This window comes from Vibrio sp. 10N.247.310.23 (assembly GCF_041467155.1).
GTDB classification, from domain to species: Bacteria; Pseudomonadota; Gammaproteobacteria; order Enterobacterales; family Vibrionaceae; genus Vibrio; species Vibrio crassostreae_C.
The window spans coordinates 1-10,194 of the sequence record NZ_JBFSTZ010000052.1 but is presented as its reverse complement, the minus strand read 5'-3'; the positions used below and the strand labels follow the sequence as shown (position 1 = coordinate 10,194).

Genomic DNA, 10,194 nt, shown 5'->3' with positions numbered 1-10,194 from the left:
ATTTTCCCGTGGGGGTGATAAAAAGTCGGTGTATAGCGCCAAAGCTCTATCAATAATAGGCTGAGGGCAGTTAAGTATGCTTTCACTTCTTTAAGAAGAAGCCACGACACATTTCAGAAAGCCATTTAAGGGGGGTTAACCCCGTGTGTTTAATACTATTCGTCAGTATTCAACGTTTAACATCCTGAGGATAACAGTCCAAATGGGCTTGTAAAGTGATTTACATCACATCTTATTTGATTCATTTTTAGTCTCTGATGTCGACTGACAATAGTTTAATCACACAATAATTTGATGAATTTCTAAGAAGGTTTTGGACAAAAATCAGTTTCAGATAACGGAACATTAGCAAACTTTTATAATGCAAATTTGCCAATTATTGCCTACTGGACAGTTGCTTTCAGCTCAACAGGTGCTAGTTGGACTGGCTTAACTAGAGATTCAGTCCTAGCTTGAAATCCACACATCGACACACCTTTTAAGAATAGCTCGCTCAATTTCGGCACTCAAAAAGGTATAAAAAAGGCCCTCAAGGGGCCTATTGTTATTCTGTTATTGGCTTAAATAGTTTGAGCCAAGAGTTTAAAGTCTTCGACCTGCGACGTGCTGTACTTACATTTAAAGTTGGTACACAGTCTTGCAGGAATTCAAACGCACTACCATTAGGAATGTCTGCTAGCGTTTTTCCAGATGCCCAGCTAATCCACGTCCATCCACAATCACTGCTTTGGAATCTCATAGCTGCTGATTTTAACCTTTGATTTTCATCTAACTTACCAAATTGCATACCTGCTGAAGTAGGTTGATTTGACCTATCTAAATACCCCAGAGTGCGGGCTGCGTGGAGATAATAAGCCACTTGTCTTGATGTAATCCCTAGCGTGAACTCATTTACTTCTTGAAAATTAGACTTAGCGATCACTACATCAAACACACGCTTAAGATCATCTGCTTGAGGTACTCTCAGACTAGATAAGTATGTTAATTCACTTGTCTTTAGCTCTGTCAATATCCGTTCTGCGGCAGATTTGGATAACTGATGTGGAAAGCTTCCGTCTATAAGTGGTGTTAGTTTAAAGTCATAGGAAGAATCAACTACCAAAGATAAAAACTCTTTAACCACATCAACATCAATTTTCATGCTTAATAGTGTAGTGTGAATATCTTCAGAACTAGTTAAAACGCCAAAGAAATCGTCGATAACAGGTGATACTTTTTCATAATGGTTTGATTCTAATCGAACGATAAATGAGCCAGGTCGCGCATCAACAGGTACTAGCCTGTCAGATATATTTATCGTTCTTACGAATTCATCATATAAAGAAGACCAGCCCTCAAGGATTTTAGATATTGAATCTAATTTCATTATGCCGCGTCGGCTAGGCTTTGAAATGTGAATTTCATGATTAGTGATCGATGATACAACTTCTTGTTCTGGGACTAATTCACACTCGATTCGATAATCTATTGGTGGGAGTTCTTCTTCTGTTAACTCTTCTGCGGTTAAATGCGTTAATGTTTCTTCTTCACCGTCAAATGAGGTAAAAATTCTGAAAATAGAATTTTCTTCTGGGTATATGAATGCATCACGAAGTGAGCGAGAGGCACTCTCTAGCTTCTCGAGGCGATTATATGACATTGGTACATATAACCAAGTATCGCCGTCTTCGAGCTCATCTATCCAATAAACTAGGTAATAGATCCCTAGTGCATTTACTGCACTAAATAGTTTTGGACCATCATACTCTTCGTAGATTTTATGGAACTCTAATGTTCCTAATCTGCTGTCTTGTACTAGTGGGTACATTTCATTATTCTTCTATACACTCAAAGCGTTCGTGTGGAAGAGCGTCTTTTTTAAACCAAACTGTTACATGGCAAGGGCCACCAGTCTTTTTCATCACGCCATCATCATTACACAAATGACCAGAGGATAACGTTTTGTTCCTCAATGGCTTAAATAGCTTCTTTTTCTTTAACGCTTCTTCTGGTTCAGTGAAAAGTGAAGCCCCATAAAGCATTTCTCTATCACTAGGTTTTCTAGCAGCTCTCTTAGAGTTCTCTTCAATTGTAGATCTAAAATCCACTTTTTGAGGGGGATTATTGTCTACTAACCGATAAGCTTCACCATTAGCCTCACTAGCATCTTCTGGAGGCATATCTTCTGGATAAAAGTCAGGATAATCGCACATATTAAGTTGAACTTGTCACATAAAACATTGTTGCATAGTAAAGACCATTTACTTATTTATCAATGGGCTGACTCTCGAATGTGTGATAGACATCGATTCGCTAGAAATATCGCTTCCCCAAAAACAACGTTGGTTGGTTAATGCGGATACACCAACAGCCCCAGAACCCATAAATGGATCGCAAACTAATTCACCTTCGGAGCTACTTTGATTAATTAAAATATCCATCAATTCAACAGGCTTTTCCGTCGGATATCCTCGATGTATACGAGGTACTTGTAATACATCTGGTGTACTTAAGTCGTTTAACTTTCTTTTACCTTTTTCAAAGAACAAAATGAACTCATAGCGAGCACGGTAATGGTAGCCCATACCAATTTTCATCTTGTCCCATACAATCGGCTTCCAAAACTTAAAACCGACAGACTCAGCTATTGGTTTAACAATAAATGCAGTTTCTTGGTCACAAAAAAGATAGAAGTGAGAGTTTTTCTTTAGAACTCTGTATACCTCAGTAAATAGTTCTTCAAACCTATCATTTGGAAAGATCTCGAACCACTGATTACTTGAAGCTTTACTATTTTTAAGCCTTGTTGTCGTACCGACTTTTCGATGCTTTTCTAATGACTCATACGGCGGGTCAGTAATAAGTAAATCAACTGATGAGTCGTCAATAGTTTTCAGCCACTCAACGGCATCTAGTTCATACAAACTACACTGTAATTTTTTAGTACTATTATTCAACAACTTAAATTTACCCATATTGATAATGTCATATGATTCAAAAAACGATGAATTCTATACGAGATTGATTGCAAAATCAGGTTTATATTTTTGTAGATGTAAGCAGTCAATTCTGTGTTTACTTAAAGAAGTCCACCTAAGCTGATAGATAGTCGAATTTACCCTCCGTGATACAGCACGGGAATTTACAACATTCCGCACTCCAAAATCAGTCAATGAAGGTTCTGGATATAAACCACTTAGAGTTTACACTCTATTCCCTGATCGTATTACCAGCCCGAGTGCTTGACGTGAGTAACGGATATTTTAAATATTTTCTCAACCAAAAAAATTACTATCAGGATCTAATTTAAGTATGCCTATCGCCAAATCCAGTAAATGATGGGTAGAGTGCTGCATCCATTTACCTGACGTACGCATCCCATAAAGTACCCCTTGAACCAAAACGATTATTCGTTACAATGCTTGCGCCAGTGGGGTGCAGGAACGCCATTGGCCGAAGCTCTGTCACAGGCGCTTCGTTGCGTGCATCGTATAATGGCTATTACCTCAGCCTTCCAAGCTGATGATGCGGGTTCGATTCCCGCTGCACGCTCCAACTCATGCTCTAAGGTACTCCTCATGCAAACGCCCCCTTCTGACGAAATGAAACAAGCAAAAAAAGCCTTCAAAGCCAGTTTAAAATCGTATCTGGCTCAGTTTGACGAGTGGACTGAAACACCAGACGTCAGCGTCATACTGGACGCTTTTAAACCCGTCATATTCCAAGAATCCATCGAACTCATCGGTAAAAGCAAAACCAAAGTAGCCCGAACGCTCAACGTGAACCGTGGCGTGTTGTCTAAGGTATTGCAGCAGCATCCAAAGCCTACGCTCAACCTGGATGAAGAATCACTGAGCTGAAACAAAAACCACTCACTTTTTGTCGTTACCTTCTGGCAATGCAGCTAACCTATCTTCAACCGCAAACACATAGGGGCTTAAAAACAACGTAAACTGAATGTTTTCGCATAACTCTCCTGATATGTGAATATCGTGAAGCCCCACGAGATACCAACCTTCTTCTTTATGCTTCTTCATCCATTGAACCAAGTCTCTGATTTCATCATGCTTCAACAGGCTCAAGTCCTGGATATAGTCATTGTTCAAGTCGGTTCCTATATACCGAGGATTACTCAAGGATAAGTAACCCTCTCCTTTGTAAGGGAGAACACTGGTATGAACCACATCAATTCCATAATCAAAATACGCATAGGGTATATGCGCGAGCAGGTAGCGAGACGCTTCAACAGATAACGTGAACTGGCTTTGCTCTAGTCTCTCTTCAATGTCGAAGTTAGGCGAAATAGCTCCTACCGCTATCAGCGTTTTTTTAGATTGGTACTCATGATGACTTTCTGAGCAATAATGCAATCGAATGGGAATGTCACATCTCATGTCAGTTCTCCTAGAGTGGTTCAACCGAAGAAAGCACAAGAGAAGCGTTTAACTTACGCAGCAGCAACTCAATAAAGCCTTGAACATCGGCACTGTCCCAGAGATCAACCGTAATGTGGTTCACTCGGCAGGAATCCTGCAAATCAAACCCTGTAGGTATGTTAGGCTGACACCCCATATTGATCGTAATTTCGAACGAATCCGCACTCAAAACATGAAGGGGTTCGCACGCTCGATAACAATAATGCGCCACTGTTTTTCCTGACCAGACAGGCTCCAGCGCCTCCACGAGTTCATCAAAGCTACCCTTGTATTGTGAATGAAGCCGAAGCGCTTCCGAGCCACTGTAATGATCATCAAATAACGATTCGTATCTCATCATTTTACTCCCCCATCTCTACCGTAAGTTTTCATCATAACGTCATGCGCGACTTTCAATTTTTTCACACCGTTATAGATATTGCGGCGCGAAACGCCGGTGATGAACTCCGCCAACTCGTAAGTGTGGCCATGAATAATGCGAAGGCGCACCGCCTTTCGAGTATTGTTAGGGAAGTCCCGCTCTGAATACATCGACAACAACGCATCCAGGTGCCTTTCTGTGAGAAATTGCCTCATATCCCTCTCACCCATTAAGCGCCTAAAGCTGAATATTTGTGTCGTCTAGCCGACTCATTATTCGACGCTTTCTTAGATTCAAACCTCAGAAGAACCAATCCACTGCTCATCGAGGTAAGCATCCCAACCGTCTGGACTCACCGAGAAATAATCGACACACTCCAGCGCATCGTGCGTCCAGCCGCCTTTGGGGGCGTGGTACTGAACCACTTCCACCCCCTCCAGGCTCAAAATACGAAGCAAGGCCAACGTGCGTCCTTCCATCAGGTCGGGCTCAGCCGGTGATAACGAACGGGCGACTATCATGAGCCCATCTCCTTTCCTAATTTGCCTTTGTCATCGAAATGACGCTTCTGGCAACCTTGTTTCCACGCGCTGCAGCTCCAATAGAAACTGCCTTTGTTTTTCCCAGACTTGCGCACCAACACGCCTTTGCCACACGAACACTTTTGATTTTTGGCGGGTTTTCCGCGCACGCTATCGAGAACAAGCCCGCATAGCTCGCGGTCTTCACACGCCCAAAACGGTTTCTTGGTCGAGCGAAGGCGCATTTTTTTGCCACACAACGGGCAGGGCGCTTCGGGCTCTACGACTTTTGGTAAGGTAATGGTGATGTCACCGGACTTCACCTTACTAACAATGGCCCGCACAAATCCTTCTTGGTTTTGCATAAAGGCATCGAGGCTCATCTCTCGCTTGGCAATGCTTTCGAGCGACTGCTCCCAAATCGCGGTCATCACCGGATTGCTCACTTCGTTCGGCAGCGCCTGAATCAAACCGCGTCCCGCTTCGCTACTTAGGAGCTTTTTCCCTTTCGCTTCCACAAAGCCGCGCTTTTTGAGCGTCTCAATGATGGCCGCCCGCGTCGCTTGCGTGCCAAGTCCGGCCGTCTCTTTCAAAATCGCTTTGAACTGAGCGGGGATATTGTCGCTGCGCGCAATATTGGCCATCGCATCGAGGAGCGTCCCTTCGGTAAACGCAGAAGGCGGCGTGGTTTTCTTACTCACCACATTGACCTTGGAAAACGTCAGTGACTGACCAACCGTGAGAGATGGCAAAGATTGAGATACGCTGTCTTCGCTCTTCCCTTTCCCCTCTTCTTTTTCTTCCTTAGTGACTACCCGCCAGCCTTTGACGCGTTCCACTTTTCCGGACGTTTTAAAACGGTGCCCCCCACACTGCAATTCAATCACGGTGGCGTCATCTTCGGCATGCGGATAGAACTGAGCGACGTAACGCTGCACGATGGCCTGATACACGTGTTTTTCGCGCTCCGTCAATCCGGTGAGTACCGGCGCCTTTGCAGTAGGGATAATGGCGTGGTGCGAGCTTTGCGCCACTTTTTTATCATTCCAACACGCGCTGCTTATTGCCCCGTCCGCGCCCTGGCACATCGATGCGAACTCGGAAGTCTGACCCAGCGTCCTCAAGATTTGAGTCACTTCGCCCTGCTGGCTCACCGGCAAGAACGCGCAATCGGTACGCGGATAGGTGGTCAGTTTGTGTTTTTCATACAAGGCTTGCGCCGTATCGAGCACTTGCTGCGCGGTGTAACCGAACTGAGCCGACATGGCCTTCTGCAGAGAACCCAAAAAAAACAGCGCAGGGTGTTTGGCTTTTTGGCGCTTGGTATCAAACACGGCGACAGTCGCCACTTGTCCCTGACAATCCTGAGCCACACGCTCGGCCACCTCACGAGACAAACAACGCCCTGCTTCATCGCTTTGCGCTTCTGGTACTTGCCATTTAGACGAAAATCCCGTGTCACCGACGACGTCATAAAACGGTTTCGAGACAAAGTGAGCGATGGCCAAGTCTCGCTCAACCACCAACCGTAAGGTGGGCGTTTGGACGCGGCCCACCGATAAGGCGCCGCGATAACCGGCTTCTCGCCCCACTAGAGAGCAAAGCCGCGTTAAGTTCATACCCAGCAACCAGTCAGCCTGACTGCGACCAAGTCCGGCCCAATACAGCGATTCGGTGTCACTGCCAGGTTTGAGATTATTCAGACCTTTACGAATACTCGCTTCGTCTAAGGCGCTGAGCCAAAGTCGAGAGACCTGGCCTTGGTAACCCACAAACTCTAAAATCTCACGAGCAATCACCTCCCCTTCACGGTCGGCATCGGTAGCTATCACCACCTCTGTCGCGCTGGCCAATAATTTCTTGATGACATTGAACTGTTTCTTCTTGTCGGGCGGCACCATCATTTGCCAAACAGTCGGCACGATGGGAAGCGTGTCATAAGACCAGGCTTTTAATGCGGGGTCATAATGCTCAGGGTCAGCTTGAGACAGAATATGACCAAATCCCCAAGTTACAACCACGCCTTGACCGCGCAGCGCCCCCTCACTTTTTTCATGACAACCCAATACCTTGGCGATATCTCGTCCTTGGGACGGTTTTTCACATAAAAACACACGCATCATTCACCTCCACCAACGCTCTGACTAAGTGACGACGTCACCTTGCTGGCGAGTTGTTTCTTCACCCACCCTGGCGTGACCTTACTGAGCGTCATACCTTCACGGTTGCCAATTAAAGCTTGCTGCACTTGCGAACAAAATGGCTCTTGCGCTTTGACGCCGAGCTCCGCTTGAGCGCGCTGGTCGGCGTCACCACTTCGGCGCGCGCGCACTCGAAATCGGAGCGCCGCAATGGCGTTAGATAAATTCACTCCTCTCATCTATCACTCCCTATTTAAAGTTCAGATTGAGAGGCTGGGTTATTATGCGCCCCTGATTGTTGCGGCTTTTTTAATAAAACCGCATCCACACGCTGCGCCATGATGGTAATTAACGAAGCCGTTAAGGCCATGCCCGATGCCATTTGACCTGGGTTATTTTTATCTTCCCAAGTGTCGATGCGGAGTTCGCCTTCAATACGCACGCGCATGCCTTTTTGTAATAACTTACTTAACGCCTCAGCGTCACGTCCCCAATAACTGATATCCACCCAAAACCCGCCCTTATCTTCATAAGGACGCTCTGGATCTTGTGTTTTAATTAAACGGTCGTACTTGACGTTAAATTTTAATAACGGTCTAGCTTCACCATTCGAGCGGTCATTCGCCGGCTGCCAACGCAATTCTGGCGTCATACCAATATTGCCATCAAAAATAAAAAGACCTTTTGCCATCTGTTTTTCTCCTTTGAATAAAGTCACGAGAAACAGTATCAAAAAGGCAATAGAAAAATACTCATTAAAAATACATTGGTGGATGTATTTTTAACGAGTATTTATTTTATATTTTGTGTTACACTATTTAAAGTTACGCCCAAACATCATTTATTATTATACTGATTACGTATCAATACACAGAACTGATCGCTTAACGCTTTATTTCTTTTGCCTCACCCCTTTGCTTTCCCTTTCCCCTCCTGCCTCAACCAACAATATATTGAACCATCAACAAGGTTGTCGCGTTCGCTCCATTTTTCACCTTGCTACTGCCTCATGCGGGTTATTTCTCTTTGCTGCCTCATTTATTGACACCTTGCCTCAACGTAATACCGAAATCCCCCGTTTTTCACCCCGTGCCCCCTCAGCGCTGATCGCCTTGCTCACCGCTGAGGGGGCCTGTTTGCGCCACATTGAAGCCGTTTAATGGTTTACTGAGGCAAATTCTTACCTTAAGGTTATCTAGAAACCTGTTTTACTTGAGTCTTTATTATGAAACCTAAATATCGCGAAAGTCTTATTAATCAAATGAGGCAGATTCAACGTGATAAGAAAAAGAAAAATTCTAAACTTGAATCATTCAAAAAGGAAATACTCATCTTGAGGCATGTTAATTTAAGTTATAAAAAAATTTCAATTTGGCTTGACAGTAAACATAGTACGAAAGCATCCTTGAGCCAGATCCACTATATGACTTCTGTCGCTTGGAAAGATGATCCTTTCCTAAAAGATATTAAATCCATGGCAAAGTATGAGTAATCAATTATTTAATGAATTGATCCATAACAATTATCTTGTTATCGATCATGAACATACCCAAATAACAAAACCATCACAGAAAAAAGGATCGCCTTTAGATCGCTATCGTTCTGAACTCTTATTTTTCAGGCGCGAGATGGGCTGCTCTTATCACGATATTGTGAAGTGGCTTGCAATACATAAAAACGTTCACCGCTCTCATACTCAAGTTGCTTTAAGAATTCAACAATGGGAGGCAGAATATGCCAAACAAGAAAAGCTCCCAACGAAAAAAGTTTGAGCGCAAGGCGAGAAATTTTTTCAATTTCCACTATTTTGGGCTAGGTAAAAACAAAAAAGAGGCGAAAGGAAAATTAAGAAGTCAATCCACTCTTTTTCGACATGTGGAGACAGCTGCCTTTATTCAAGAGCGGATGGGCGCAGCCATGCTAATAGATATTACGCCACAAATGGCTTTGGATTATTTATCATCCCGAGTCGGTAAAGTTTGTAGCAAAATGCTTGCAAATGAGAGGCGTGTACTAGAGCGGATCGTTTATTTACATGAGCCAGAGCGTAGGCTTTATATAGAAGAAAAACTCGATCCTAGAGAGTGGGTAAATCGAGCTTATACTCACAAACAAATTCATCAAATCATGACACATCAAACTCCAGAAAATCAGTTAGCTACCGCGCTGTGTTTTACAGCGGGGCTCAGAGTACAAGAGCTCCTCACCCTCCAACGATTTGACGAAGCTTCAGCGTCAAAAGATCGAAAATGGCGCAGTGATTTGTTTTCGGGTTTGCAAGGCGAGAAATACGTAGTGAAAGGCAAAGGTGGACTATATCGAGCCGTCATGATCCCGCATTGTTTAGCGAAAAAATTAGAGAGGCATCGTCTGAGTGAACCCCGACAAATCAAAGACCGAAAATGTACTATCACTAACCGGTACAACATCACTGGCGGGAAAAAATTTACCGATGCTTTCAGTCAATTGTCTAAGCGAGTTCTAGGCTGGTCACACGGTGCTCATGGGTTAAGATATACTTACGCACAAGATCGGCTTAATCGTTCTATTCCCGATAAAAGTTACGAAGAAAAACTGGAAATCATCAGCCAAGAGCTTGGCCATTTCAGAAAAGAGATCACACCTCACTACCTTCATCGAGGTACGTGTTCGTAGAAATAAGGGCGCTCTTAGACCATGCTTCACAAAACTGAATCAGGAGGGGTTTTACCCCCTCCTGCCCAGCTCTACCTTACTGCTTCGTAGACAACAAATTG

Annotated in this window: 14 protein-coding genes and 1 tRNA gene; 5 read left to right on the top strand and 10 right to left on the bottom strand. The window is 44.1% G+C overall.

All coding sequences use genetic code 11. The annotated features are described in order from the left end of the window. Window positions 1-544: 544 nt before the first annotated feature. The 3 genes from AB6D93_RS23110 to AB6D93_RS23100 are packed head-to-tail and all read right to left on the bottom strand — an operon-like array spanning window position 545 to window position 2,954. Window positions 545-1,807 carry a DUF6575 domain-containing protein gene (locus tag AB6D93_RS23110; RefSeq protein WP_019821148.1) on the bottom strand — a complete coding sequence of 421 codons (1,263 nt, stop codon included), beginning with the start codon at window positions 1,805-1,807 and terminating at the stop codon, window positions 545-547. Window positions 1,808-1,811: 4 nt separating this feature from the next. Then, window positions 1,812-2,192: a hypothetical protein gene (locus AB6D93_RS23105; protein WP_019821146.1), complete on the bottom strand. Its 381-nt coding sequence runs from the start codon at window positions 2,190-2,192 to the stop codon at window positions 1,812-1,814. Between the two features lie 48 nt (window positions 2,193-2,240). Next, window positions 2,241-2,954, bottom strand: a complete 714-nt coding sequence (locus tag AB6D93_RS23100) for a site-specific DNA-methyltransferase (RefSeq protein WP_019821144.1) — start codon at window positions 2,952-2,954, stop codon at window positions 2,241-2,243. Between the two features lie 505 nt (window positions 2,955-3,459). On the opposite strand from AB6D93_RS23100, the gene AB6D93_RS23095 reads away from it, so the two are divergent. After that, window positions 3,460-3,534, top strand: a tRNA-Gly gene (locus AB6D93_RS23095). 23 nt (window positions 3,535-3,557) lie between these two features. Next, window positions 3,558-3,839, top strand: coding sequence for a hypothetical protein (locus tag AB6D93_RS23090; protein WP_102333103.1), 282 nt, complete (start codon window positions 3,558-3,560; stop codon window positions 3,837-3,839). Between the two features lie 12 nt (window positions 3,840-3,851). On the opposite strand, the gene AB6D93_RS23085 is transcribed toward AB6D93_RS23090, so the two are convergent. The 7 genes from AB6D93_RS23085 to AB6D93_RS23055 form a co-directional block, all read right to left on the bottom strand. Next, window positions 3,852-4,373 carry a hypothetical protein gene (locus AB6D93_RS23085; protein WP_102333104.1) on the bottom strand — a complete coding sequence of 174 codons (522 nt, stop codon included), beginning with the start codon at window positions 4,371-4,373 and terminating at the stop codon, window positions 3,852-3,854. 10 nt (window positions 4,374-4,383) lie between these two features. Continuing rightward, a complete protein-coding gene (locus AB6D93_RS23080) occupies window positions 4,384-4,755 on the bottom strand; it encodes a hypothetical protein (RefSeq protein ID WP_019821574.1) in 372 nt (123 codons plus the stop codon). Continuing rightward, window positions 4,752-4,991, bottom strand: coding sequence for a hypothetical protein (locus AB6D93_RS23075; RefSeq protein WP_102333115.1), 240 nt, complete (start codon window positions 4,989-4,991; stop codon window positions 4,752-4,754). Before AB6D93_RS23075 ends, AB6D93_RS23080 begins: the two co-directional genes overlap by 4 nt. A 78-nt stretch (window positions 4,992-5,069) precedes the next feature. Next, window positions 5,070-5,297, bottom strand: coding sequence for a hypothetical protein (locus AB6D93_RS23070; protein WP_019821572.1), 228 nt, complete (start codon window positions 5,295-5,297; stop codon window positions 5,070-5,072). Continuing rightward, window positions 5,294-7,420: a DNA topoisomerase III gene (locus AB6D93_RS23065; protein WP_240799513.1), complete on the bottom strand. Its 2,127-nt coding sequence runs from the start codon at window positions 7,418-7,420 to the stop codon at window positions 5,294-5,296. The genes AB6D93_RS23070 and AB6D93_RS23065 overlap by 4 nt, the downstream gene beginning before the upstream one ends. Continuing rightward, entirely contained in the window at window positions 7,417-7,629 is a 213-nt protein-coding gene (locus AB6D93_RS23060; protein WP_240799512.1) for a hypothetical protein, read from the bottom strand. The genes AB6D93_RS23065 and AB6D93_RS23060 overlap by 4 nt, the downstream gene beginning before the upstream one ends. A gap of 62 nt (window positions 7,630-7,691) precedes the next feature. Then, complete coding sequence (locus AB6D93_RS23055; RefSeq protein ID WP_102333106.1) at window positions 7,692-8,129, bottom strand: single-stranded DNA-binding protein; 438 nt, start codon at window positions 8,127-8,129, stop codon at window positions 7,692-7,694. A gap of 534 nt (window positions 8,130-8,663) precedes the next feature. On the opposite strand from AB6D93_RS23055, the gene AB6D93_RS23050 reads away from it, so the two are divergent. The 3 genes from AB6D93_RS23050 to AB6D93_RS23040 are packed head-to-tail and all read left to right on the top strand — an operon-like array spanning window position 8,664 to window position 10,093. Beyond that, a complete protein-coding gene (locus AB6D93_RS23050) occupies window positions 8,664-8,930 on the top strand; it encodes a hypothetical protein (RefSeq protein WP_102333107.1) in 267 nt (88 codons plus the stop codon). Further along, complete coding sequence (locus AB6D93_RS23045) at window positions 8,923-9,210, top strand: hypothetical protein (RefSeq protein ID WP_102333108.1); 288 nt, start codon at window positions 8,923-8,925, stop codon at window positions 9,208-9,210. Before AB6D93_RS23050 ends, AB6D93_RS23045 begins: the two co-directional genes overlap by 8 nt. Further along, the gene (locus tag AB6D93_RS23040) at window positions 9,173-10,093 is read left to right on the top strand and encodes a tyrosine-type recombinase/integrase (RefSeq protein ID WP_102333109.1); all 921 of its coding nucleotides are present in this window, start codon (window positions 9,173-9,175) and stop codon (window positions 10,091-10,093) included. Before AB6D93_RS23045 ends, AB6D93_RS23040 begins: the two co-directional genes overlap by 38 nt. The last annotated feature ends 101 nt before the right edge of the window (window positions 10,094-10,194 follow it).

Coding starts and splice junctions, on each gene's coding strand:
- AB6D93_RS23110 (WP_019821148.1), bottom strand. CDS start 1,807: ATGTACCCACTAGTACAAGACAGCAGATTAGGAACATTAGAGTTCCAT.
- AB6D93_RS23105 (WP_019821146.1), bottom strand. CDS start 2,192: ATGTGCGATTATCCTGACTTTTATCCAGAAGATATGCCTCCAGAAGAT.
- AB6D93_RS23100 (WP_019821144.1), bottom strand. CDS start 2,954: ATGGGTAAATTTAAGTTGTTGAATAATAGTACTAAAAAATTACAGTGT.
- AB6D93_RS23090 (WP_102333103.1), top strand. CDS start 3,558: ATGCAAACGCCCCCTTCTGACGAAATGAAACAAGCAAAAAAAGCCTTC.
- AB6D93_RS23085 (WP_102333104.1), bottom strand. CDS start 4,373: ATGAGATGTGACATTCCCATTCGATTGCATTATTGCTCAGAAAGTCAT.
- AB6D93_RS23080 (WP_019821574.1), bottom strand. CDS start 4,755: ATGATGAGATACGAATCGTTATTTGATGATCATTACAGTGGCTCGGAA.
- AB6D93_RS23075 (WP_102333115.1), bottom strand. CDS start 4,991: ATGAGGCAATTTCTCACAGAAAGGCACCTGGATGCGTTGTTGTCGATG.
- AB6D93_RS23070 (WP_019821572.1), bottom strand. CDS start 5,297: ATGATAGTCGCCCGTTCGTTATCACCGGCTGAGCCCGACCTGATGGAA.
- AB6D93_RS23065 (WP_240799513.1), bottom strand. CDS start 7,420: ATGATGCGTGTGTTTTTATGTGAAAAACCGTCCCAAGGACGAGATATC.
- AB6D93_RS23055 (WP_102333106.1), bottom strand. CDS start 8,129: ATGGCAAAAGGTCTTTTTATTTTTGATGGCAATATTGGTATGACGCCA.
- AB6D93_RS23050 (WP_102333107.1), top strand. CDS start 8,664: ATGAAACCTAAATATCGCGAAAGTCTTATTAATCAAATGAGGCAGATT.
- AB6D93_RS23045 (WP_102333108.1), top strand. CDS start 8,923: ATGAGTAATCAATTATTTAATGAATTGATCCATAACAATTATCTTGTT.
- AB6D93_RS23040 (WP_102333109.1), top strand. CDS start 9,173: ATGCCAAACAAGAAAAGCTCCCAACGAAAAAAGTTTGAGCGCAAGGCG.